Source organism: Rhizobium sp. 2MFCol3.1 (assembly GCF_000377565.1).
GTDB lineage: Bacteria > Pseudomonadota > Alphaproteobacteria > Rhizobiales > Rhizobiaceae > Rhizobium.
In genome coordinates this window covers 229,558-253,077 of the sequence record NZ_KB898355.1, presented here as the reverse complement: position 1 = coordinate 253,077, position 23,520 = coordinate 229,558, and the positions used below count along the sequence as shown (strand labels likewise).

Genomic DNA, 23,520 nt, shown 5'->3' with positions numbered 1-23,520 from the left:
GACGGCCGGTTCTCAAAAAACTAGGAGACCATACGCATGCAGATGACCAGACGTTCGTTCATGGGATCGGCGGTTTCCGCTGCCGCGCTCGCTTCGATGCCGCTCGAAAGCTTCGCAGCCGGCCGCAAGATCCTGATCATGGCCAGCAGTGTCGATATTCCGAATTTCGACCCGCATGTCGCCACCGGTTATGCACCGGCCATGCTGTTCCGCAACACCTATGATGCGCTGGTGCGCGTCGTCGGCACGCCGCCGGACGTCAAGCCGGGTCTGGCCGTCAGCTGGACCGTTTCGGAAGACCAGAAGCATTACGAATTCAAGCTCGACCCGACCGCCAAATTTCAGGACGGTTCGCCGGTCACCGCCGAATCCGTCGTGTATTCCTTCAAGCGTATCGTCAAACTGAAGCGCGGCCCCTCATGGATGATCGCCGGCATCGTCGATGCCGACAGCGTCAAGGCCGTCGATGCCCAGACCGTTGCCTTCGACCTGAAGGCGCCGTTCGCGCCCTTCCTGCAGGTTCTGCCGTGGATGTTCATCGTCAACCATACGGTGGTCGAAGCCAATATCGGCGGCGATGACGGTCAGGCCTATCTGATGAAGAACACCGCCGGTTCCGGCCCGTTCAAGATGGGTCGCGTTGCACCGGGCAATCTTTACGAATTCATCCGCGTCAAGGATGACTGGCATCAGGGCGGCGGCAATCTCGAAGGTGCGATCTGGAAGATCGTGCGCGAGGCCTCCACCGAACGCATGATGCTACAGCGCAAGGAAGCGCATATCGCGCTGGAACTCTATGCCGAAGACATGGATGCCCTGAAGGACAATCCAGCGGTCGTCAGCGTCATCGAGCCGGAATATCGCACCTTCTCGATCAAGATGAACACCGCCAAGGGACCGCTTGCCGACAAGAACCTGCGCAAGGCGATTTCCTATGCCTTCAACTACCAGAGCATGCTGGATGCCGCCGGTCCGGCAGAGCTGATGGTCGGCCCGCTGCCGACCGGCATTTTTGGCCACGACCCGAGCCTCACCGTCTATCGTCACGACATGGACAAGGCGAAGGAATATCTCGCCAAATCCGAATACAAGGATGGCGGTTTCAAACTTTCGGTCATGCATGCCACCGGTTACGAGAACCAGCGCCGCTGGTCTCTGCTTCTGCTGGAGGCCCTGAAGGCGCTCAACATCGAACTCGACATTCGCCCCGCAACCTGGCCGGACACGGTTGCCGCCGCGCAGTCGCCCGACACGATGCCGAGCTTCATGTGCCTGTTCCAGACGGCCAACTATGCCGATCCGGACAACGTTGCCTTTGCCGCCTATCATTCGTCGCGCAACGGCCAGTGGCAGAACCCGGTCTACAAGAACGAGGCAGTCGACAAGCTGATCGAGGCCGCTCGTATCGAGACAGACCAGACCAAGCGTGCGGAGCTCTACAAGCAGTTCCAGGAGCTTGTGGTTGACGATGCGCCGGATATCTTTGGCGTGCTCGAAAAGCGCAAGCTCGGCTTCGGTGCAAACGTGAAGAACTTTGTTTTCACCCCGGTTGCCGCCAACGCCATCGAGCTTCTGCCGCTGTCGCTTGATTGATAAGGACGATCGCATAGAGGAAAACCCCGAAATAAAGTCCCCCTCTGGCCTGCCGGCCATCTCCCCCACAAGGGGGGAGAAACCGAGCCGCAGCCGTCTGCCTCGATTGAGCCGCAGCGGATCGGCTGGGTTAAGCCCTCCCCCTTGTGGGGAGGGTTGGGAGGGGTCTTTTAGCCTCATGCGATCGACCAAACATACTGACCACCGGAAGCGCCATGATCCTTTACACCTTGCGACGCCTCGTCCTGTTGATCCCGATGCTGATCGGGCTGACGATGATCGTTTTCGCCATCGCCCGCCTTCTTCCCGGTGATCCGGTGGCACTTGCCGCCGGCCCGAATGCCACGCCCGACGTGATCGAGAGCGTGCGCCAGGAATTCGGCCTCGATAAATCGCTGCCCCTGCAATACTTGGCTTACGTGACGGGACTGGTTCAAGGCGACTGGGGCGTTTCCATCTTCACGCGCCGGCCGGTTTTCGAAGACATCATGACCTTCCTGCCGGCAACGCTGGAACTGGTGGCCGCCGCAATGCTGATCGCCATCGTGCTCGGCATTCCGCTGGGCCTCGCCGCTGCCGTCTATCGCAATGGTCTTGTCGATTATCTCACCCGTACGGTGGCACTTGGCGGCATCGCCATGCCGCGCTTTTTCCTCGGCCTTCTGCTGCAGCTGATGTTCGTCTCATGGCTCGACATCCTGCCGCTTTCGGGCCGTTTCCCGCTGATCGAGATCCCGCCGGAAGGCCCGACCGGTTTTTACACGATCGATTCCATTCTCGCCGGCGACTGGTATTCGCTGACGATCGCTCTGCAGCACCTCGCTCTCCCCGCCTTTGCCATGTCGTTGTCCCCTCTGGCGACCATCATGCGCATGATGCGTGCGTCGACGATCGAGGTGCTGCAACAGGATTTTGTCATGACCGAACGGGCGCTCGGCATTTCCAATCGCAAAATCCTGTTCAAATACGTGCTGAAAAACGCCATGACCTCGACGCTGACCGTCATCGGTCTCTACGTCTCCTGGCTGCTCGGCGGCACGGTTCTGGTCGAGACGGTGTTCGACTGGCCGGGGCTCGGCCTCTACGCCACGCAGGCGATCCTCTCCCAGGATTTCATGCCGGTCATCGGCGTCACACTCGTCATCGCCGTGATCTATCTCGTCACCATGCTGATCGTCGACCTGCTCTACGGCGTCTTTAACCCGAGGGTTCGTTACACATGACCACAACACCCGTAACCCTCCCGAAGCGCGACCAGTCGGCACGGCTGGAAAACTGGTCACGCGCTTTCTACCGTTTTCGCCAGAGCTGGCTTTCCGTCATCGGCCTTGCCATCGTCGTGGCGCTCGTCCTCATCGCCCTGTTTGCGCCGTTTATCGTGCCGCATCCCGAACATGTTGCCGGCGGCACCAACACCGCCGCCCGATTCATGCGGCCGGGCGCAGACTACTGGTTCGGCACCAATGCACTCGGACAGGACGTGTTTTCGCTCGTTCTCGTCGGTTCGCAGGTTTCGCTGTTTTCCGGCCTGGCGGTGGTGGTCATCGCCATTGTCGTCGGTGGCATTATCGGCGCCATCGCCGGTTATTTCGGCGGCTGGATCGACGAGATCCTGATGCGCATCACCGATCTGCTGCTCACCATCCCGAGCCTGATCCTCGCCATGGCGGTGGCGGCTGCCCTCGGCACCGGCGTCACCAACATGATCATCGCCATCGCGATTACCTGGTGGCCGGCCTATGCCCGCCTCGTGCGCGGCGAGGTGATCGGCAAGAAGGAAGAACAGTTCATCACCGCCGCCAAGGCGCTGGGTGCCGGCTGGCCGCGTATGCTCGGCCGCCATATTCTGCCCAACATCATGTCGCCGATCATCGTCAAAGCGTCGCTGGACATGGGTTTTGCCGTTCTGACCGTCGCCTCGCTCGGTTTTGTCGGCATCGGCGTGAAGGCACCGACGCCGGAATGGGGAACGCTCTTGTCCGTCGCCCGCGCCGACATGCCGGATTACTGGTGGACGGCGGTGTTTCCGGGCTGCGCCATCTTCCTGGCAGTTCTTGCCTTCAACCTCCTTGGCGACGGTCTGCGCGACGTCATGGACCCCAAGGCACGGCGGTGAGGTGACGACATGACATTGCTCGATATCAAGAACCTCAACCTATCCATGCGCAGCTTCGAGGGCGAAACGCAGATCCTGCACGGCATCGACCTGACGGTCGAACGCGGTCAGATCTGGGGCATGGTCGGAGAGACCGGCTCCGGCAAATCGCTGACCGGCCTCTCCGTTTCGCGCCTCATTCCGCCGGCTACCGGCCGTTATCTCGCGGGCTCGATAGAATTCGAAGGCCGCGACGTGCTGAAGGCGAACGAGAAGGACATGCGCACGCTGCGCGGCCGCAAGATCGGCATGATCTTTCAGGACCCGACGACCAACCTCAACCCGGTCTTTCGTATCGGCACGCAACTGGTCGATGTGGCCCTGCACGCCGGCCATGCCGATCCGACCGTGCTGGGCCTCGAACCCGGCGCATCCTCGCGCGATCTGAAAAAGGCGGCAAAACGCGTTTCCATCGAAATGCTCGAAAAGGTCGGCATCCCGAAGGCGGCGGAACGCATGCACGATTATCCGCACCAGTTTTCCGGTGGCATGAAGCAACGTGTGCTGATCGCCATGGCGATGATCGGCAAGCCGGACCTTTTGATCGCCGACGAACCGACGACCGCACTCGACGTTTCGGTCCAGGCGCAGATCCTGAAACTGATCCACGACCTTGTTGCGGAGAGAAACATCGGCGTGCTGATGATCACCCACAATCTCGGCGTCGTGGCGCAGATCTGCTCCCATGTTGCGGTCATGTATCGCGGCCGCATTCTGGAGCGCGGACCGGTCACGGATGTTCTGAAAAAGCCTGCCCACGTCTACACGCAGGCGCTCCTCAATTCCATTCCGACGGCCCATACCAAACGCGGCGAACTGCGCGGCCTTGGCGGCGTCATGCCGGAGGTTCAGTAATGCTTGAGATCAACAACGTCTCGAAAATTTTCCCGGGCCAGCGCAAGGGCCTGTTCGGCCACACCGAGGGTTTCAAGGCGCTCGACGATGTCAGCCTGCGGGTCAAAAAAGGCAGGAGCTTTGGTCTTGTCGGCGAGAGCGGTTCCGGCAAGACGACGCTGACACGCTGTATCCTGCGGCTGGAAACGCTGACCTCCGGCAATATCCTTTATGACGGCGCCGACATAGCCAAACTGACGCCGACCGAGATGCGCCGCCTGCGCGCGCGCCTGCAGATCGTTTTTCAGGACCCTTACGCCTCGCTCGATCCGCGCATGACGATCCATGACATCGTCGCCGAACCGCTGGTCATCCACCGCGACATCGTGCCCATGACGGCGCGCCAGCGCACGGAGCGCGTGCTGGAACTACTCTTGCAGGTCGGTCTGCGCGAAGAACATCTGTTTCGGTATCCGCACGAGTTTTCCGGCGGCCAGCGCCAGCGTATCGGCATTGCCCGGGCACTTGCCGCCAAGCCGGAATTTCTGATCCTCGACGAGCCCACGTCGGCGCTCGACGTTTCGGTTCAGGCCGATGTTCTGAACCTCCTGCACCGCCTGCAGGAGGAACTGGGCCTTACCTATTTCTTCATCAGTCACGATCTCGGCGTCATCCGCTATATTTGCGATGAAGTCGCTGTGATCTATCGTGGAAAGCTGGTTGAAAGCGGCCCAGTAGGAGATATCTTCGAGCGACCGACAAACGAATATACGCGCATGCTGCTGGATGCGATGCCGGATCCTGATCCGGATCGTTCCCCCTTCCGGCATGCCGCGTCCGGCTGAGACACCTGCTCGGCCGGTCGCTCTGCGCGACGGTGTCGCTGGCGTAGATGCAGCGGGACATCGTCGGCGCGCTTCCAGACCAACCCGAGCGATCCGGACCTGACGTCGGTGGATCAGGCCGACGATGAAAGCGTGGAGCATTAGACCAAAACTCCGCGGCGCTCTTTCGGTGCCGCATCGGCCTCGGTTCCTGGCGAGGGTGGTCGCTCTTCGCTTGAGCCGTAGTAAGACTTCGTTAACCGAGTTTCGTTAGGAATCGTTAACCCTCCCGTGGATGTGTCGCGGGTGTCCGCTAGCGTTGGCCGATCCTGATGAAACCACTGCTCCCGGCATTATTCCGCCGCCTCAGCCTGTTCACTGCGCTGGTCTCCGCCGTGGCGCCCACGCATGCGCTGGCGCAATCGGCATGGTCGGGCGGCGGCGCGGATAACGAATTCAGCAATGGCTCGAACTGGACGCCCGCTGCACCTGGTGCCGCCGACACGGCAACCGTCGACACCGGATCGTCTCAGGTCACCGACGATGTGACCATAGGGCGCCTGGACGTTGACGGCGGCAATGTCACGGTGACCGATAGCGGCACGCTGACCACGACGTCAGGCACCACGATCAGTTCCGGCAGCGTCAGCATCAACGCAGGCGGGGTGGTCAACTCGGACGTCAGCCTCGACGGCGGCAGCCTCTCGCTTGACGGCAACCTCAATGGAAGGCTGAACCTCAACAACGGCAATGTGACTGTGAATGGCACCCTCGGCAGCGCGTCGGTCGCAACGGGGACGGCGCTATCCAACAACGGAACCACCGGCGACGTCGACGTGTCGACGGGCGCGACATTCGTCAACAACAGCGGGGCAACCGTCGATAGGGTGAGCAATTCAGGCACCACAACCAATGCCGGAACCGTCGGCAGCCTGACCAACACCGCCGGCAATTTCACCAACAATGCTGGCGGAACGGTGACGGGAACGACGACGGTCTTAGGCGGCACCGTCACGAACAATTTCGTCATCACCGACGCTGATGTCGCCGCCGTCGCCACCTTCGTCAACAATCAGGGCGCCACCGCAGGCACGGTCAGGAATTCCGGCACCGTCACCAATGCCGGCACGATCGCTTCCGTTCAAAACGACGCGGGAACATTCACAAACAATGCGGGCGGCGTCGTCACCGGCAGCACGACGGTCAACGGCGGCGACGTCACCAACAATGCCGGCCTCAACAGCGTCAATGTCGGCGCGGGCGGCACGTTCATCAACACCACCGGCGCCACCGCTGGCGCGGTTGCAAACGCGGGCACCACATCCAATGCCGGGACTATCGCCAGCCTGACAAACACGGCCGGGACCTTCACCAACAATGCCGGCGGCACGATAACAGGACAGACCGCCGTCGAAGGTGGCACGGTCACCAACAACTTCGTCATCACCGACGCCGATGTCGCTGCGGTCGCCACCTTCGTCAACAACCAGGGCGCCATTGCCGGCACGGTGAGGAATGCTGGCACCGTTACAAATGCCGGCACGATCGCTTCCGTTCAGAACGACGCAGGCACGTTCACCAACAATGCGGGCGGCATCGTCACCGGCAGCACCACTGTTAACGGTGGAAGCGTCACCAACAATGCCAGCCTGAACAGCGTCGATGTCGGAACCGCCGGCGCCTTCACCAACGCCACCGGCGCCAACGCGGGCGCCGTGACCAATGCGGGCACGACATCCAATGCCGGAACCGTGACGAGCCTCGCGAACACGGCCGGGACCTTCACCAACAATGCCGGTGGCACGATCACTGGACAGACCACCATCCACGGCGGCACGGTCACCAACAATTTCGTTATAACCGACGCCGATGTCGCGGCGGTCGCCGCCTTCGTCAACAACCAGGGCGCCACCGCCGGTGCCATCCGCAATTCCGGCACGGTCACCAACGCGGGCACGATCGCTTCCATTGAGAACGACGCCGGCACGTTCACCAACAACACAGGCGGCACGGTTACCGGCGCCACGACGGTGAACGGCGGCAGTGTGGTCAACAATGCGACCTTGGCCGACGTCGCTGTCGGGGCGGCGGGCACATTCGTCAACAATAGCGGCGCGGTCGCCGGCACGGTCACCAATTCCGGCACCGCCGCGAATGACGGAACCATCGCAGCGCTTCAAAACAACGCCGGCACATTCTCCAACACCGGCACGATCACTGGGGCCGCAACGGTTTCGGGCGGCTCGCTGATCAACGACGGCACCATATCGGGAGCCGTCGATGTCGATGATGGCGGGCTTCTGTCCGGCAGCGGCAGCATTGGTGGACTGGTGGTGAACGCAGGCGGCGTGCTGGCACCCGGACCAGGCATCGCAACGCTTGGCGTCAACGGCGACGTGACCTTTCGCGCCGGCTCGACCTACCAGGTGGATATCACATCCAACGGCCTTTCCGACAGTGTGAATGCAACGGGGGCCGTGTCTATCGAGGGCGGCACACTGGTGATCAAGGCTGCGGCCGGCCGTTACGCGACCGCCACCAACTACACAATCCTGGCCGCCGGCAGCATTGCGGGCACTTTCGACACGGTCTCAAGCGATTTCGCATTCCTGTCGCCGACGCTGATCTATGACGCGACATCCATCGACATGCAGCTTGACCGAAACAGCGTGCAGTTCGCCGATGTTGCCCAGACCGCAAACGGCCGGGCGACGGCTACCGCCGTCGAGGCGCTGGGCTCGGGGAGCAGCGTCTACGACGCGGTCCTGCCGCTCGATGCAGCGACCGCGGACGACGCCTTCACGCAATTGAGCGGCGAGGTTCATGCCTCGCTCAAGAGCGCGTTGCTCTGGGAGAGCCGGTTCCCCCGCGAAGCCATTCTCGACGAGATCGCCTCCGGCCTTGATAAGCGCGACGACGCGGTGGTGTTCTGGACCTCCGGCTATCTGTCTTCCAACACCTGGTCGGGTGATGGCAATGCTGCTGCTATCAATGTCGCGACCGATGGCATCGTCTTCGGCGCCGACGCACCCATCACCGACCAATGGCGCGTCGGTGGAATAATCGGCTATGGGCAGGACTCCTTCTCCCAGGCGAATACCGATTCCTACCATGCCGGCCTTTACGCCATGGGCGAGATTGGCAAGGTGACGCTTGCTGGCGGCGCGATCTACAGCCACAGCGAAGCCTCCATCCGGCGCGATATATCGTTTGGAACATTTTCCGATCGGCTGGCCGCCGACTATGCCAGCGCCACCAGCCAAGTGTTCGCGGATGTCTCCTGGACACATGAGGTCGATGGAATCAAGCTCCAGCCATTCGCCAATCTCGCCTATGTGAACCTGGATAGCGATGGCTTCCGCGAAACCGGCGGCGATACCGCCTTGTCGGCGTCGAGCGCCAGCGATGCGATCACCGCCACCACGCTCGGGTTGCGCTGGTCGATGGATTGGCTGGCGAACGAGGTCCCGGTCACCCTGTCAGGCATGCTGGGTTGGCGGCACCTGGCCGGCGACGTGGCCCCTCGTTCAAGCCTCGCTTTTACCGGAGGGTCGCCGTTCATCATCGAAGCGGTGGAAATGCCCCGCGACTCCCTGGTGGCACAGGTTGGCGTGTCCGCGACACTCTCCAAATCGTCTCGCCTGACGCTCAGCTACTCCGGCGAGTTCGGCAAGGGCCTGCAATCCAGCGCGGCGCGCATCAATTTCGAAGCGCGCTTCTAGGACGCAGTATCTCCCGGCCTTGCGACCACCAGGCGGAGGGATCCTTCGAAGAAAGGCTGCGTGCGAAGTCCGCCATAGCGCGCATCCCAGGTCCCGTTCCCCAGGTCCCGGCTCAGATCGGCGACAAATCGCTCCCCGATGCTAGGGTCCACGAAACTCCATGCCGAATTGGCGAGACGGGCGCCGGGTTCGAGGATGCGCTCTGGCCGGCCGTAATAGGCTTCGCCGAACCCATCGATGCAGCCAAGCGGAATGGGGACGGCCAGGATATCGACCTCCCCGCCCAACTCCTTGGATATCGCGCCCATGGCCGGATACCGCCGCGCCTCGACGGCAATCATTTCCGGTGCATAGTCGTTCAGCCAGCATCGCGTGAGCTCATTGGGATCGCAGGTGAGAATGAGAACCGGCCCACGGGTGACGCGGCGCATTTCGGCCAGACCGGCGGCCAGATCCGACCATTGGTGAACGGTGAACGAAGCCATGCTCGCGTCAAAGGACTTGTCGGCAAACGGCAGCTTCTCCGCGACGGCGTCGATCGCAACGGGAAGATGGGCGGGCCGCTGCGCGCGCATGGACGCGGAGGGCTCGACGGCCGTGACCGCGCGGTCCACGGGCTCGTAGGAGCCGGCGCCGGCACCGACGTTCAATACCGTGCGCGCATCACCAAGCGCGTGTCGGATGAATTCCGCGATATGCGGTTCCGGCTGGCGATAGCTTGTATATCCCTTGCCGATAACACCGTAGTTTGCATCGCCAGCGCTGCCGTCTTGATGTCTTTCACTCACCGCTCTTGAACCTTCCCTTATGAAAATACGCGGACACGTCGGTTCTCCATGTTCATTGTTGGAAGAACGGCGCTCCGTGAACGTCATATGCCGCTATGCAAGGCAGACTGAAAACCGATATGATCGAACATCTTATGTTCGGAAATCTCACATGAGCAGACGCATCCCCTCACTCAACGCGTTGCGTGCATTCGAAGCCGCAGGCCGTCATGGGCGTATGACGCTCGCGGCGGACGAACTCAACGTCACCCACAGCGCCGTGAGCCGGCAGATCCAACACCTCGAGGCTCTGCTTGGGGTACCTCTGTTCGAGGGGCCGAAGAACCGCCTGCGGCTTACGGAGGCCGGCGTCACCTTGCTGGCTGGGCTCGGCACGGCATTCGATCAGATCGATGCGTCGGTGCGCGCGGTTGCGGATACGGACGAGGGAGCGATCAACATTTCCTGTCCGGGAACCTTCACCATGCGCTGGCTCATCCCCAGGCTCTATCGCTTTCAGTCGGATTACCCGAAGATGGAAGTGCGCCTGACCGCATCCTCGAAGCCGGTCGATTTCGAACGGGACGGCGTCGATGTCGCCATCCGCGTCGGCGATCCTCCGTGGCCGGCTGGCGCGGAGGTCATCCCATTGTTTCCGGAGCAGATCGGGCCGGTTATCGCCGCCGACCTTGCACAGGACAATGTGGGGGAGTTCGGCACGATCCCGGAACTTCACACACGTACGAGGCCCCAAGCCTGGAACGATTGGCGCTCTCGCTCGGGCCGCCAGCTTTCGCTCGGCCCGCGGGTCGATTACGAGCACTTCTACTTCATGCTGGAGGCAGCACGGGCTGGGCTCGGCATGTGCGCCGCGCCCTGGCCCTATGTGGTCGACGACATCCATGCGGGCCGCTTGCGCGCACCGTTCGGCTTCGTCGACAGCGGCCACCACTATGTCGCTCTGAAGCGATCGAGGCGCAACCGCAAGGCCAGCCTGTTTTGTGATTGGCTAGCCGCACAAGCCCGGGAGTTTCAGACATCGAACCCGGCCGTCTGACACAGACGCCCAGACATGCTGGGCGACTTCAGAAGTCTATCTTCAAGGCTTCATGATGACCCGGCCGATGCGGCCACGCTCTTCCGCGCGGCGATGAGCGCCTGCCGCGTCCGACAGCGGGAAGCTGGCGTCGATCGGGATTTTGAGGTCGCCCTTTTTCGCCATCTCGAACAGCTCGGTGATCAGGCGCCGCGGGATCTCGTCGCCCATCTCCGGGCCGAGCAGGCAACCGATGATCGTGTGCCGATGCGCAAGAAGGCTACCGCCATCGATCATCGTGTGGCGTCCGCCGAACACGCCGATCAGCACGGCATTGCCGCCATCCTTGAGAACCTTGAGCGCATCGATGAGCGCGTCGCCACCGATGGTGTCGATGATGACATCGACCTCGTTGCCGCCCAACAACGCGCGGATCTGTTCGCTCGCGGTCTTTTGGCCAACGACAATCCCATGGCCGAGCCCGTATTCGCGAACGCGATCGAGCGATTCCGGGCGCGTGCCGGTACCGATGACGTGGGCGCCCAGCTTTGCGGCAAGCTGCACGGTTGCCAGGCCGACGCCGCCGGCGGCACCAAGAACCAGGACCGTCTGGCCGGGTTGCAGCTTGGCAAGATGAAGCGCCCAAGCGGCCGTGCCCGGACCAACCGGAATGGTCGAGGCGATGCCGATATCGAGACCGTCGGGGACCGCGAAACAATTGCGCGCGGGTACGGCACGAAGCTCCGCATGCGAGCCCTTCCAATGAAAGGTGGTCACCTTCTGCCCCACCACAAAGCCGTCGACATCCTTGCCGATGTGAAGGATTTCGCCCGCAGCGGCATAGCCAGGCACCTCGTCTTGACCTGGCATCAGGTCGCGCCGGCCGGCAAGATCACCACCTTCGATACTGATCGCCTCGACGCGGATCAGGAGCTCGTCGTCCGCCGGGACCGGGTCCGCGACATCCACGTAGCGGAACACATCCGGCCCGCCGGCCTCGTGATAAATTGCTGCCTTCATTATAATATCTCCTGTATGGGATGCCACCGGCTACGCTCGCACCCGGTGGCGACGACAATCAAAATTCGTGGACCGTCGATCGAACGGCGGTCGCGCTCACATCGGCATCGCCCTGAACGGTTGACGCCGATGCCGCAACTATTTGCCGAACAGCGCTTCGAGGCCTTCGAGCTTGGCGGCGTACGGTGCTCTGAGGCGCAGTCCCGATGTGCCGCTATCGCTCTGGAAGACGACAGGCTTTGCGTGGCTGAAGCGCAGGAAGCCGTGCAGGCCGTGATAAGCGCCCATGCCGGCTGCGCCAACGCCGCCGAAAGGCAGGGTATCGATCGACGCATGGCTCATGATGTCGTTGATCACGAGGGCGCCGGATGTCGTCTGTAGGGCAAATCGGTTTGCCTCCTCCTTGCCCGCGCCGAAATAGTAGGCGGCAAGCGGCCGAGGATGGGCATTGATATAGGCAATCGCCTTGTCGATGCCGCCGCAGGATACGATCGGCAAAAGCGGACCAAAAATCTCCTCCTGCATGATCTTCATGTCGTCATTGGCACCGACGACCGCGACCGGAGCAAACTTGCGGGTGCTCCGATCGTAGATCGGCTCCCCGGCGGGGCCAAGATTGACGATCTCGGCGCCCTTGGCCTTCGCATCATCAAGCAGGCCAACCAGGCGCTCGAAGTGCCTGTCTGTAACGATGGCGGTATATTCCGGATTGGTCTGACTGGTTGGGAAGCTTTCCGCGACAAGGGATCGGGCCGCATCGATAAAAGCGGCAATCTTGTTGTCGGCGATCAGGACGTAATCGGGCGAGAGGCAGATCTGGCCTGCATTGAAGGTCTTCACCGTCAGGGTGCGCTCGGCCGCGACCTTCACATCGGCATCCGCGGCGATCACGACAGGCGATTTACCACCCAGCTCCAGCGTCACCGGCACGAGGTTGTCGGCGGCAGCGCGCATGACGTGGCGCCCGACACTGGTGCTTCCCGTAAAAATCAAATGGTCGAAAGGCAGACCGCTGAAAGCCGCGCCGACACCGGCATCTCCAAGGACGACGCCCAGTTCCATCGGGTCGAAATAGCTTGCAATCAGCTCCGCGATCGTTTCGGACGTATGCGGGATCAGCTCGGAAGGCTTGAGGAGAGCGGTATTGCCTGCCGCAAACACGCCGGCCAGCGGGCTGAAGGCAAGATTGACCGGAAAATTCCAGGGACTGATAACGCCGACCACACCGAGCGGCTGATGATCGATCCGCGCCGTCATGCCCGGCTCAGGATCGGCCACCTGTTCGGGCCGCATCCATGCTTCCAAGTTGTCGATGGAGTATTGCAGGGCTTTGACCGTCGTGGCGATATCGGCGACCTTCGACTGATAGATGCTGCGATTTCCAAAGTCCGCGCTCATGGCCTTGGCGAGGCGATCGTGATTGTCGAGCAGCATGCGGATGGCGCGCTGCAGCCGGTCCTTGCGCAGGCCGGCATCGGCGACACCCGCCTTGAGATGATACGTCTTCATAGCGGTTAGAATGGAATTCAATTCCTCGGCGACATTCGTGCCCATGGCTGATCTCCGTCAGTGTCGTGTGCGAGGCAGCCAATTGCTGCCCGTTCGGTTCGAGGAGATGTAGCGACGCGGGTCCGGCCGAAAAACAAAGAGGAATTGCCCCTTCCCATAAAATATTTTATGGATGTGGAAATGTATCTTCAGCAGTTGCGCACATTCACCGAAGTCTACCGCCAGCGCTCCATTAGCGGCGCGGCGCGTAAACTCGAGCTCACCCAACCGGCCGTTTCGCAGCAGGTCGCCAGCTTGGAAGCGGCCATCGGCCGTCCACTGTTCGAACGGCATGCACGGGGCGTTCTACCGACCGCGACGGCTGACGAGCTGGCGGCGGATATCGGCGACAAGCTGGATCATGCCGAAACGGCGCTCGCCACAGCACGCTCGCGATCGACAGAGATCGCCGGCTCGGTGCAGATCATTGCCCATAGCGACTTTGCGGCCGAGACGATCGGTCCGGCTCTGCGCCCGCTTCTGGAGGCGGGCGTGCGGGTACGGCTGCAAACCGGCGATTGGGAAAAGATCCGCATCATGGTGGCCGAAGGTCAATGCGACCTGGGGTTTTCGGCACTCCCCACAAATGATTCCCGCCTGCGCAGCGAGGCGCTGCACACGGAAACGACCGTAGCCGTCGCCTCGCCCGAAGTCGCCGCGAATATCATGGCCCAACCACACCTCTACGCGGCCCTGGCGGCACAACCGGTGCTTGCCTACAATCTTGCAATGCCGCTGATCTGCGCCTGGCTTGCGGAAAACCACATTGACATCGGCGAGACCACGCCGGCGGTCGTCAGCCAGGATTTGAGGGGCCTGCGCTCTATCCTGGTCAGCGGGTTCGGCTGGTCGGTTTTACCCGAATACCTCTGCCGCGAAGAACTCGGGCGCGGCACCCTAATGGAGATCACCCCGCCCGTCGCGCGCCCTCAAAACACCTATTACGCGGTATGGAGCCCAGCGGCACTTCGAAACCACCGCGTGGCTTTCGTGCGCCAGACACTGATCTGGCGCCTCAAACAGAATGAGCATAACGCTCGACCTTGAACCCGACGGCGCGAGCCCCGCTTGGTAGTGCCACGATGATGCAGTCCGGTCGGCACATTCGGATCGGCAATAGCTATCCGGCGATCCCCGACGACCCGCCGTTGTTCATGACGTTTCCTCCTTTGATCGCGGATGGGCGCAGCAGGGCGCTCCGGAGGGCTTCCCGATTTATCCGCTCTCCCGAACCATGAGCTCGAAACCAAGATCTATCGATTTACGTGCAGTTTCCGATCCGCCAATCAGTTGCAGCAGGAGACGCGCGGCATGCTCTCCCACCTCGGCGCGCGGTGTGCGGATCGAGGTCAAGCGCGGCACCGTATGAGCCGACATCGGCAGGTCGTTGAAGCCGACGAATGTGATGCGCTCGGGCACCGGCACTCCTCTTCGCTGTGCTTCGAAAAGCGCGCCATGCGCCAAGTCGTCGTTGCAAAAGAAGATTCCGTCGATATCCGGATGATCATTGAGCAAGGCTTGAAAGAGCTCGCCTCCAAGTTCGACGGAGGATGGGTCGGCCACCTTGATCTCGACGGCGCGATCCAGCACGCCTGCTTCGGCTAGCGCCCGCTTGAAGCCCTCGCCTCGCTGGACGACACGAGCATCGAGCTGGGCGGCGACGTAGGCAAGCCGACGACGCCCCTTGGACAGAAGATGCCTGGCCACGACCGCGCCTGCATCCTCCTGGGAGAAACCAACGGAATGGACATCTTCCGTGCGCGACAGCTCCATCATATGAACACGCGGAACACCGGTCGCCTCCAACAGACGAAGCGATGCCTCGGTGCGATCGAAACCGGTCAGCAGCATCCCGCAAGGTTGAAAGCTGAGATAGTTACGGATCAATTCCTCTTCTTCTTCCTTGGAATAATGGAAGTTTCCGATCAGGATCTCGAACCCGCGTGGATGAAGCACCGCGTGGATGGCTTCCAGCGTCTCGATGAAAAGCTGGTTGGCAAGAGCAGGAACGAGCACTACCACAGATTGACTTCGAGCGGAAGCCAAGGTGCGCGCCGCGGGATTTGGAACATAGCCAAGCGCCTTGGCCGCGTCCTTCACCTTCGCCACGTTTTCCGGATCGACGGTCGGAACATTTCGCAATGCGCGCGACGCGGTGATCTGCGAAACACCCGCCAGTTTCGCAACTTCCGCGAGAGTTGGGCGGCCGGTTCCTCGGGATGCCTCGCGACGAATCATACTTTTGATGCTTGCCAATACTGATTTTTCGATTAAAGACAGCGCTATCTTACGAGAATTGGATTCCCGCCGCTAGGAGGTTCGTCGGCGTTTTGCGGGAATATTTCGGAGTTTCTCCGCTGCTGCTGGTGCGCCGGAGATATTTAGGGAGCGAGAGTCAAGATAGCGCTATCTTGACTGTAGGAGGAGAAAAGATGAGCGAGCAAATACGTGGTGTCGTGGTCATGGGCGTGTCCGGCTGTGGAAAAAGCAGCGTCGGCGCGGCTGTCGCGGAACGGTATGATGGGCAGCTGATCGAAGGCGACGCCTTCCACCCCGCCGCCAATATCGCCAAGATGAGCGCGGGCATTCCCCTGAACGACGAGGACCGGCAGGAATGGCTCTGCCGACTGGGCGAAGAGGTCGCGTCCGTACTCGATGCAGGGAATCGCCCTGTTTTGACATGCTCCGCTCTAAAGGTCGCCTACCGTGATCTTCTTCGCCAAAGCGAGCCGCGTCTGGGCTTCATCTTTCTCGACCTTTCCCGCGAGCTCGCGGGTGAGCGCGTGTCGAAACGGCCTGGGCATTTCATGCCGGCGAGCCTGATCGAAAGCCAGTTCTCGACCCTCCAGCCGCCATACAGTGAGCCGCTGACACTTTCCGTCGATGCCAGTCTTCCATTGGAAACGATCGCCGACCGGGCGGTTGACTGGTGGCGATCATCGAACGGTGCGGCGTAAGTCCGATTTGCGCTTTGCCGCGGCTTTTGAGCACCGCCCAAGACAGCGCTATCTTCAACAATTGCCTTTCACCAAACCTTGCAGGGAGTTCTAATGCTTGGATTGTCAAAAGACACCTATCTGCTGCTTGACGCGGCAGTCACCATTATCGGCCTTGTGCTTCTTATCACCCGTTTCAAGATCCACCCCTTCGTCGCGCTGACCTTGGCCGCCGGCTTTCTCGGCCTGACATCGGGCATGGCGGGCGAGCTGATCATGAAGACATTCCAGGACGGCTTCGGAAGCGTGATCGGCTTCGTGGGCATCGTCCTGGGGCTCGGAACGATGCTCGGCAAATTGATGGCCGAATCCGGCGGCGCCGACCAGATTGCGCAAACGCTGATGCGTGTCTTCGGCAAGGAGAAAGTCCACTGGGCGATGATGCTGGCCGCGTTCCTCGTCGGCATCCCGCTGTTTTTTGAAATCGGCTTCGTATTGCTCATCCCGCTGGTCTTCATCATCGCAAGGCGCTCGGGCGTTTCGCTGGTGAAGATCGGTATCCCGCTGCTGGCAGGTCTTTCGGCCGTGCATGGGCTCGTCCCTCCTCACCCCGGCCCCCTACTGGCCGTCAGCGTTTTCGGCGCCGATATCGGCAAGACCATCTTCTATGGCCTGATTGTCGGCCTTCCCACCGCCGCCATCGCCGGACCGATTTTCGGAGAATTCATCTCGAAGCGGATACCCGGCCGGGCTTCCGGCGAGCTGAGCGATCAATTTGTGAAAGAGCAAGATTTTGAATCGCTGCCAGGCTTTGGCATCACTCTTGCGACCATTTTGCTTCCTGTGTTCCTGATGCTCCTCAAGGCATTCGCCGATGTCCAGTTCGAAACGGGAAGCCCGGTTCGCGTCTGGATGGATCTCATCGGACACCCGATTACTGCCCTGCTCGCGGCTCTGCTGCTCGCATTCTATACGTTTGGATCCGCGCGCGGGTTCGAGCGAGAAAAGATCGTGTCGCTGCTCAATGACAGCTTGACCCCCGTCGCCGGCATTCTGTTGATCGTTGGCGCCGGCGGTGGCTTCAAGCAGATGCTTGTTGCAAGCGGCGTGGGCGATGTCATTGGGCATCTGGCGGTCCAAGCCCAGATCTCGCCGATCTTGCTGGCATGGCTGGTCGCGGCGGTGATCCGCATCGCCACCGGCTCCGCAACCGTGGCCACCATCGCCGGAGCCGGTCTCGTTGCCCCTGTTGTCGCGTTGGTTCCTGGTGTCAACAGGGAGCTGCTGGTGCTTGCGACCGGTGCGGGTTCGGTGGTCCTCTCCCACGTCAACGATGCTGGTTTCTGGCTGGTTAAGCAGTATTTCAACATGACGGTTCCCGAAACCTTCAAGACCTGGACGGTGATGGAGACGATCTTGTCGGTCGTGGGCTTGATCCTGATCCTGCTGCTGTCCCTCGTCGTCTGATCGAGGACAGTTCAGGCTTCTACGGGCGGCCTTCTCCGGCCGCCCATCAAAGTCACAGTCGGAGAGACCACAACACTTCAGCCTCTCCGACATCAACAAACGGATTGAAGGATCAAGCTTTCGTCGCCTTTTCCCTGGCCGCCGGCTTCAGCAGAATGATGAGAAGCAGTCCGGCGATTATGAGTGCCGCGCCCTCGATATGATAGCGCTGCAACTGTTCGCCGAGGATGAAGTAGGCGAGCACGGCGATGAAGATCGTCTGGATGTAAAGAAGTACACCCGCCCGCGCGGCACCCAGAGCCTCGATACTACGGTTGAACAGGTAATACATGACCGCTCCACCAGGGATCGCAACGTAGCCTAGCGCGATAAGGCCGCTGGCATTCAGCGTCGAGCGCTCGTCGAAGAATAGCTCAACTAAATAGAAGGGCAGCGCCGTCAGCGCCGCGGCACCCAGAAGCAGCACCAGCAGCGAGAGGCGGTTGACGTCGAATTTCGCGCGGCGGAGCAGCACCGTATAGAGGCTGAAGCAGAAGGCGCCGGCCACGATCCACAATTCGCCGGGATTGAAGTCGAGACGCAGAAGTGCCGCCGGGCTGCCCTTGACGATGATGATCACGATACCCAGGAAAGCGAGGATCGATCCGATCACCTGCCAGCGTCCCATCGGCTCGGCCAGAATGATGCGTGCAAGGATCATGGTTATGATCGGGATCAGGGCAATGATGATGCCGGCGGTTGTCGCGTCGGCATGCCTGAGACCGACGAAAATCAGGCCCTGGCAGATCGCGAGCCCGATGCCACCGATGATGAGCAACTCAAGGCCACGAGCCTGCACAAGCGCGATCATGGCGCTGAAATGACGGTACACGATCGGCATCAGGATCGCCCAGGCAATCAGCACGCGCCAGAAGCAAAGTGCCCAGGGCGGCATTTCGGAAGAGACCCATTTTGCGGCGATATAGACGCCGGCAGACAAAAGCCAGCAGAATACGCCCACGGAATAGGCCCCGGCAAGCGAACCGCCCGCAACCTGTTCCGTCCCGACCGTGTCGCGATGGACCGCCAAGACATGTATCGCCATGGGCTAGTTATGCCACAATTCGCGCGGGCTGCACAGACAAAGGCGGCTCATCCTATTGCACGCTGGCGACGTCCAGCATTGGTGGACCGGCTCGCTACTTGAGATCGCCAATGCGCTCGACAGCCGAGCGACCACGGGAAACCTTGGGTCACTGGTCCGAAGCGAGCTCTCCCAAATGTTGCCGGACCCATTTGACCTCTTCCGACGCGGTCCTGCCAAAGTGGCGCTTGAAATCACGGCTGAACTGAGCGGGACTGACATAACCTACCGACAGCGCGATTTCCGCAATGGTGCTGTTCTGCCGAGCCATGAGCAGTCGCGCTTGGTGAAGACGCATCGCTTTCACATATTGTATGGGACTGCTTCCAGTGAGCGCCTTGAAGTGCGTGTGGTAGGACGGAACGCTCATGCCGGCCTCGCTGGCTAAAGCCGCTATCGAAACCTCGGAACGGAAGCCACCACTCAGCCGCGCGAGGCTCTGAACAATGCGCCCAGCCATTCCCTTTTGCTGAAGCGCCGCCACCAATGCGGAACCCTGCGGACCAACGAGAATTCGGTAGTGAAGCTCCCGCAGGATGCTTTTTCCCAACACTGATGTCTCGACGGGGCTGGCGAGCGCTTTCAACAAGCGAAAAACCGTATCCTCGATCTCAGCTTCCATTCTGCTCGAAACGAGGCTTCTGGCCTTGCCCCCGGCTTCCAGATGCCAACTCTCCAAGGCAGCAACGATCTCGGCGGCGAGCGTCATGTCGAAGTCGATGTAGATTGCCAAAAGCGGCCGCTCGGGGCTTGCCGCCGATTCCATCCGGAAAGGCACAGGCACCGCCACCGCCAGATAGTGATCTTCATCGTAGATGTAGACCTCACTCTCGAGAACACCCCTTTTGCTCCCTTGCAGAACGAAGACAGCACCCGGCCGGTAAAGTACGGGCACGTTATTCAGAATCGCTTCGGACCTGAGGAGCCTGACTTTATCGAGACCGGTGACGTTGTAGCCTTGGCGCGGCGCAAGGGCACCAGCCAGCTCCACCAACTCGCGGCGCCGTGATTGATCACATTGCATTGTCATCGGAGACGGACAGTATCATAGAAATTGGCAATTCCTTTAGATGATCTGACGTCGAACAGGAGGTCCATTCAGATTATCAGTCAAGTTGTCGATCAACAATGCGAGAAAGCAATATGTCCAAGAAAACGTTCTTCATAACGGGCGCCAATTCTGGCTTCGGCCTCGCCATCGCAACGGCGGCAATCGCCGACGGGCATGCTGTCATAGGGACTGTCCGTTCCGACGCCGGGAGAGCGAAACTCGCCGAGCTGCTGCCGGCGGCCAAGACCGTGCTTTGCGATGTCACCGAATTCGATCGAATCCCATATGTCGTGGAAGATGTCGAACATGAACACGGCCCGGTGGATGTTCTGATCAACAACGCCGGGTATGGCCATGAAGGCGTACTCGAGGAGTCCCCGCTTGAAGAGATGCGACGGCAGTTCGACGTCAACGTCTTCGGTGCCGTCGCGGTCGCCAAGGCGTTCTTGCCCCGGTTCAGATCGAGACGTCGAGGCTTCATCATCAACGTGACTTCGATGGGCGGAATGATCACCATGCCGGGCATTGGCTATTACTGCGGCAGCAAGTTCGCCCTTCAGGGCATATCAGAGGTCATGCGTTCCGAGATGGCGCCGTTCGGGGTGCATGTGACGACACTATGCCCCGGTTCTTTCCGCACGGATTGGGCGGGGCGTTCGATGGTTCGAACCGACAGGTCAATCGCCGACTACGATCTTCTGTTCGATCCGATCCGCCAGGCGCGTCAGGAAAAAAGCGGCCAGCAGCTCGGCGATCCCGCCAAGCTGGCAACCGCCGTCCTGACGCTGATCGACTCTGACAACCCGCCACCGCAACTTCTGCTCGGAAGCGACGCCCTCACATTTGTCTCAGCCAGAATTGAGCGCTTACAGGCAGAAATCGAGGCATGGAAGTCCGTCACCCTATCGACTGACGGTTGACCGAGGTCAGGCACGTCATGGCGTCGAGCATTCGTTCGTGGGCAGGCCGAGCTACTTCACCCTAGCTCCGCGCGACCACGATCCTGAACCCGTTGCCGCGCCAGAACCCATCGGGCTCCAGGCTTCCGCGATAGGTGCAGCAGGCCTTCAGCTTGCCGCTGGAGAAGCATCCTCCGCGCAGCACGCGGCGGATGGATGGCCCGGCGTCCGGCGCCTCCCGCCCGTCATCGGCGTAGGGATATTTGTAATGCGGCGTTGCCATGTCGTCGCCCCAGAGCGTGGTCGCCCACTCCCATACCTGCCCGGCCATGTCATAGCAGCCGTATGGTGACTTGCCCTTCGGGAAAAGGCCGACGGCACAGGTGGTGTTGAACCCCGCTTCCTCGGAATTGGAGGCGTCGTCCTGCCATTCAGCGCCCCAGGGATAGACGATCGTTTCAGGCCCTTTGTCGGGCTGATCGCCGCGCGCGGCGCGCTCCCATTCCGGCTCCGTCGGCAGGCGCACGGTTTCGTCCGCCGCGATGCGTCCCTCGGCACGCCAGCGTTCGGTCAGCCAATCGCAATAGGCTCGCGCATCACGCCAGGTCAGATCCGTCGCAGGTGCATTGCGGCGATCCTCCGCGAAGCCGTCGGGGCTGCGCCAAAGGCGATTCGTCTCCTCAATGAAGGCGCCATAGTCGCGGTTCGTGACGGGGTAGATGCCAATCTTGAACGGGCCGACCGTCACCGCATGCGGTGGCGCCGAGTTCGGGTGCGTGTTGGAACCGAACGTGAAGGTGCCGGCGGGAATATCGGCCAGCGCTTGCAGGTCACGCGGATCGCCCCAGCGCGAGAGGATGCGGGCCGCCTGCTCGCGCTGCGGCGCCGAAAGCGCGCCGTCGGTTACAATGGCAAGCAGATGTGCGGCGATACGTTCACGAAGCGGGCTGGCTTCGGTCACGAGGTCGGCGGCAAGCAGCGCGCCACGCAGGACGTCCTCGCCCTCTCCGGCAAGCAGCGCTTCGATGAGCCGGTCGGCTGCCTCGCCGCCGGAAAGGCGCTTGGCAAGCCCCCGCAGAACCGGTGCCCAGAGCGCTGGATGCTTCTGGAACGGCAGGACGGCCTCGTCGGCTGATTGCGATGTGAGATGTCGCGCCGCCAGCAATTGACGCACGCGGGTCACCGGAAAGAGCGCGGGATCGTCGCTTTCGCCGGCGAGAGCATCGAACGCTAGGCCGCAGAGAAGGCCGGCCGTCTTGTCGTCGCCGGCGATCCGCGCCACCCAACCATCGGTGATCGCCTCGGCGGTCTCCCCGGCATCGCCGGCTGACATCGCCATGGCGAACTGCGCCGGGTTGCCGGCGGCAGCACCGAGCGCGACGTTTGACCGGGCAAGGTCGAGCCCCGCCAGCCGCGCAGCGGCTTCGACACGCTGGGTCTTCAGAAGCGGCAGCAGATCGTAGCGGACGCAATCGGCGGGCAGCGGCCAGCTCTTGACGGTGGAGATCTCGCCGAGCGCCAGCAGCCGCACCCGCGAGTGCGCCTTCTGGAACGCCACCGCCTCGGCAAGCAGACGCGGGCCTTGATCACCGGCGGCTTCGATCGCATCGAGGATGATCAGAATGGTGATACCGGCATCCACGAGCGCCTGATCGTCGAACACCTCGCGCGTCCCGGTCTGCTCAAGCAGCGCGTCGAGTGTCTGCGGACCGGTGACGGTCATGTAGATGGGAACGACATTGTCGAGGTCCCAGCGCTCGTCATGCACCGCCCCGAGATCGTTGCGCGGCACCGCCTGCGGCGACAAGGCCAAAGCGCCGATGGCGAGCCTGGAAGCGAGGCTGCGGGCGAAGCTCGTCTTGCCGCTGCCGGTCTCGCCGGTCAGGATGATCGCCGGATTATCGCGAACCATCTCCAGCGCCGTGAAATAGACGGCTGGCTCGGGTTCGGCCTGATCCTTGAGCTTGCGCAGCCCCTTGGCGGCTTTGTCCTCGAAGGTGAAGTTGACCAGCAGCGGGATATAGCCGGTCGCGAGATCCGCCACCGAACCATCGGGCAAGCCGAGCAACGGCGAATGACCAAAGGCCTTCGCTTCTGCCAGGATGGCGTCAAACGCGGGGCCGAGCGGCGTTTCGTTCGGGGTGGTCATTGAAACAGCTTCGCAACGTCGCGATTGTGGAAACGCTGGATTTCGATCGCGTAGCCGGCGGGATCCTCGAAGAAGAAATGCTCGCAGAACCGGCCGCGCAGCATCTCGGACTGGCCGGCGACACCGGCTTCCTTGAGGCGCGCATGCCAGCCTTCGACGTCCTGCGAAACGATCGTCAGCAGCACCGCGCTCTTCTCCTGATGCTTCAGGTGGCCGCGATTGCCGTCGACGATGCCGAAATAGCAGTTCTCGGCGATGCGGTAGATACGCGCCAAGCCCTGATCGAGGACCAGCTCGAAGCCGAGCGTCTGTTCGTAGAACGGCACCACGGCATGGATGTCGTCATAGTAGAAGAAGGTGATCGAATAGTCGTTTTTCATGGTCTGTCCTCACAGG

The 23,520-nt window shown here is 61.5% G+C and carries 19 protein-coding genes; 11 read left to right on the top strand and 8 right to left on the bottom strand.

Going from position 1 to position 23,520, the window contains the following annotated elements:
- Nucleotides 1–36 precede the first annotated feature (36 nt).
- The 6 genes from D460_RS0107090 to D460_RS0107065 all read left to right on the top strand — a co-directional run bounded on the left by D460_RS0107090 (nt 37) and on the right by D460_RS0107065 (nt 9,128).
- The gene (locus D460_RS0107090) at nt 37–1,593 is read left to right on the top strand and encodes an ABC transporter substrate-binding protein (RefSeq protein ID WP_018897832.1); all 1,557 of its coding nucleotides are present in this window, start codon (nt 37–39) and stop codon (nt 1,591–1,593) included.
- 215 nt (nt 1,594–1,808) lie between these two features.
- Nucleotides 1,809–2,816, top strand: coding sequence for an ABC transporter permease (locus D460_RS0107085; protein WP_018897831.1), 1,008 nt, complete (start codon nt 1,809–1,811; stop codon nt 2,814–2,816).
- Nucleotides 2,813–3,709 carry an ABC transporter permease gene (locus D460_RS0107080; RefSeq protein ID WP_018897830.1) on the top strand — a complete coding sequence of 299 codons (897 nt, stop codon included), beginning with the start codon at nt 2,813–2,815 and terminating at the stop codon, nt 3,707–3,709. The genes D460_RS0107085 and D460_RS0107080 overlap by 4 nt, the downstream gene beginning before the upstream one ends.
- Before the next feature lie 9 nt (nt 3,710–3,718).
- Nucleotides 3,719–4,603, top strand: a complete 885-nt coding sequence (locus D460_RS0107075) for an ABC transporter ATP-binding protein (protein WP_018897829.1) — start codon at nt 3,719–3,721, stop codon at nt 4,601–4,603.
- On the top strand, nt 4,603–5,427 hold the full coding sequence (locus D460_RS32720; RefSeq protein ID WP_018897828.1) for an ATP-binding cassette domain-containing protein: 825 nt from the start codon (nt 4,603–4,605) through the stop codon (nt 5,425–5,427). The genes D460_RS0107075 and D460_RS32720 overlap by 1 nt, the downstream gene beginning before the upstream one ends.
- Nucleotides 5,428–5,738: 311 nt before the next feature.
- Nucleotides 5,739–9,128, top strand: a complete 3,390-nt coding sequence (locus tag D460_RS0107065) for an autotransporter domain-containing protein (RefSeq protein ID WP_018897827.1) — start codon at nt 5,739–5,741, stop codon at nt 9,126–9,128.
- Here D460_RS0107065 and D460_RS0107060 read toward each other — a convergent pair.
- Entirely contained in the window at nt 9,125–9,916 is a 792-nt protein-coding gene (locus D460_RS0107060; RefSeq protein ID WP_018897826.1) for a class I SAM-dependent methyltransferase, read from the bottom strand. The genes D460_RS0107065 and D460_RS0107060 overlap by 4 nt on opposite strands.
- Nucleotides 9,917–10,067: 151 nt before the next feature.
- Here D460_RS0107060 and D460_RS0107055 point away from each other — a divergent pair, with 151 nt between their 5' ends.
- On the top strand, nt 10,068–10,952 hold the full coding sequence (locus tag D460_RS0107055) for a LysR family transcriptional regulator (RefSeq protein ID WP_018897825.1): 885 nt from the start codon (nt 10,068–10,070) through the stop codon (nt 10,950–10,952).
- A 42-nt stretch (nt 10,953–10,994) separates the two neighbouring features.
- On the opposite strand, the gene D460_RS0107050 is transcribed toward D460_RS0107055, so the two are convergent.
- Nucleotides 10,995–11,951 (bottom strand): zinc-binding alcohol dehydrogenase family protein, encoded by a 957-nt coding sequence (locus D460_RS0107050; RefSeq protein WP_018897824.1) that lies wholly within the window; start codon nt 11,949–11,951, stop codon nt 10,995–10,997.
- Between the two features lie 138 nt (nt 11,952–12,089).
- Nucleotides 12,090–13,505, bottom strand: coding sequence for an aldehyde dehydrogenase family protein (locus D460_RS0107045; protein ID WP_018897823.1), 1,416 nt, complete (start codon nt 13,503–13,505; stop codon nt 12,090–12,092).
- A gap of 135 nt (nt 13,506–13,640) precedes the next feature.
- Between D460_RS0107045 and D460_RS0107040 the strand changes: the two genes are divergently transcribed.
- Complete coding sequence (locus D460_RS0107040; protein ID WP_026282879.1) at nt 13,641–14,546, top strand: LysR family transcriptional regulator; 906 nt, start codon at nt 13,641–13,643, stop codon at nt 14,544–14,546.
- 168 nt (nt 14,547–14,714) lie between these two features.
- Here the strand turns inward: D460_RS0107040 and D460_RS0107035 are convergent, their stop codons facing one another.
- Nucleotides 14,715–15,755 (bottom strand): LacI family DNA-binding transcriptional regulator, encoded by a 1,041-nt coding sequence (locus D460_RS0107035; RefSeq protein ID WP_280741327.1) that lies wholly within the window; start codon nt 15,753–15,755, stop codon nt 14,715–14,717.
- Nucleotides 15,756–15,931: 176 nt separating this feature from the next.
- On the opposite strand from D460_RS0107035, the gene D460_RS0107030 reads away from it, so the two are divergent.
- Both D460_RS0107030 and D460_RS0107025 read left to right on the top strand, forming a co-directional pair.
- Nucleotides 15,932–16,456 carry a gluconokinase gene (locus tag D460_RS0107030; RefSeq protein ID WP_026282877.1) on the top strand — a complete coding sequence of 175 codons (525 nt, stop codon included), beginning with the start codon at nt 15,932–15,934 and terminating at the stop codon, nt 16,454–16,456.
- Between the two features lie 93 nt (nt 16,457–16,549).
- Nucleotides 16,550–17,902, top strand: coding sequence for a GntP family permease (locus D460_RS0107025; protein ID WP_018897819.1), 1,353 nt, complete (start codon nt 16,550–16,552; stop codon nt 17,900–17,902).
- 112 nt (nt 17,903–18,014) lie between these two features.
- On the opposite strand, the gene D460_RS0107020 is transcribed toward D460_RS0107025, so the two are convergent.
- Both D460_RS0107020 and D460_RS0107015 read right to left on the bottom strand, forming a co-directional pair.
- Nucleotides 18,015–18,986, bottom strand: coding sequence for a DMT family transporter (locus tag D460_RS0107020; RefSeq protein ID WP_018897818.1), 972 nt, complete (start codon nt 18,984–18,986; stop codon nt 18,015–18,017).
- Nucleotides 18,987–19,134: 148 nt separating this feature from the next.
- Nucleotides 19,135–20,055: an AraC family transcriptional regulator gene (locus tag D460_RS0107015; RefSeq protein WP_018897817.1), complete on the bottom strand. Its 921-nt coding sequence runs from the start codon at nt 20,053–20,055 to the stop codon at nt 19,135–19,137.
- Nucleotides 20,056–20,168: 113 nt separating this feature from the next.
- Between D460_RS0107015 and D460_RS0107010 the strand changes: the two genes are divergently transcribed.
- Complete coding sequence (locus tag D460_RS0107010; protein WP_018897816.1) at nt 20,169–20,996, top strand: oxidoreductase; 828 nt, start codon at nt 20,169–20,171, stop codon at nt 20,994–20,996.
- Nucleotides 20,997–21,057: 61 nt separating this feature from the next.
- Here the strand turns inward: D460_RS0107010 and D460_RS34465 are convergent, their stop codons facing one another.
- Nucleotides 21,058–23,124 carry an SUMF1/EgtB/PvdO family nonheme iron enzyme gene (locus D460_RS34465; protein WP_018897815.1) on the bottom strand — a complete coding sequence of 689 codons (2,067 nt, stop codon included), beginning with the start codon at nt 23,122–23,124 and terminating at the stop codon, nt 21,058–21,060.
- Nucleotides 23,121–23,504 (bottom strand): VOC family protein, encoded by a 384-nt coding sequence (locus tag D460_RS0107000; protein ID WP_018897814.1) that lies wholly within the window; start codon nt 23,502–23,504, stop codon nt 23,121–23,123. Before D460_RS0107000 ends, D460_RS34465 begins: the two co-directional genes overlap by 4 nt.
- Nucleotides 23,505–23,520 lie beyond the last annotated feature (16 nt).

Bases quoted from the DNA above. Each gene is read 5' to 3' on its own strand.
- D460_RS0107000 (WP_018897814.1), bottom strand. From the start codon at position 23,504: ATGAAAAACGACTATTCGATCACCTTCTTCTACTATGACGACATCCAT.
- D460_RS0107015 (WP_018897817.1), bottom strand. From the start codon at position 20,055: ATGACAATGCAATGTGATCAATCACGGCGCCGCGAGTTGGTGGAGCTG.
- D460_RS0107040 (WP_026282879.1), top strand. From the start codon at position 13,641: ATGTATCTTCAGCAGTTGCGCACATTCACCGAAGTCTACCGCCAGCGC.
- D460_RS0107045 (WP_018897823.1), bottom strand. From the start codon at position 13,505: ATGGGCACGAATGTCGCCGAGGAATTGAATTCCATTCTAACCGCTATG.
- D460_RS34465 (WP_018897815.1), bottom strand. From the start codon at position 23,124: ATGACCACCCCGAACGAAACGCCGCTCGGCCCCGCGTTTGACGCCATC.
- D460_RS0107090 (WP_018897832.1), top strand. From the start codon at position 37: ATGCAGATGACCAGACGTTCGTTCATGGGATCGGCGGTTTCCGCTGCC.
- D460_RS0107020 (WP_018897818.1), bottom strand. From the start codon at position 18,986: ATGGCGATACATGTCTTGGCGGTCCATCGCGACACGGTCGGGACGGAA.
- D460_RS0107080 (WP_018897830.1), top strand. From the start codon at position 2,813: ATGACCACAACACCCGTAACCCTCCCGAAGCGCGACCAGTCGGCACGG.
- D460_RS0107025 (WP_018897819.1), top strand. From the start codon at position 16,550: ATGCTTGGATTGTCAAAAGACACCTATCTGCTGCTTGACGCGGCAGTC.
- D460_RS0107030 (WP_026282877.1), top strand. From the start codon at position 15,932: ATGAGCGAGCAAATACGTGGTGTCGTGGTCATGGGCGTGTCCGGCTGT.
- D460_RS0107010 (WP_018897816.1), top strand. From the start codon at position 20,169: ATGTCCAAGAAAACGTTCTTCATAACGGGCGCCAATTCTGGCTTCGGC.
- D460_RS32720 (WP_018897828.1), top strand. From the start codon at position 4,603: ATGCTTGAGATCAACAACGTCTCGAAAATTTTCCCGGGCCAGCGCAAG.
- D460_RS0107075 (WP_018897829.1), top strand. From the start codon at position 3,719: ATGACATTGCTCGATATCAAGAACCTCAACCTATCCATGCGCAGCTTC.
- D460_RS0107055 (WP_018897825.1), top strand. From the start codon at position 10,068: ATGAGCAGACGCATCCCCTCACTCAACGCGTTGCGTGCATTCGAAGCC.
- D460_RS0107085 (WP_018897831.1), top strand. From the start codon at position 1,809: ATGATCCTTTACACCTTGCGACGCCTCGTCCTGTTGATCCCGATGCTG.
- D460_RS0107065 (WP_018897827.1), top strand. From the start codon at position 5,739: ATGAAACCACTGCTCCCGGCATTATTCCGCCGCCTCAGCCTGTTCACT.
- D460_RS0107050 (WP_018897824.1), bottom strand. From the start codon at position 11,951: ATGAAGGCAGCAATTTATCACGAGGCCGGCGGGCCGGATGTGTTCCGC.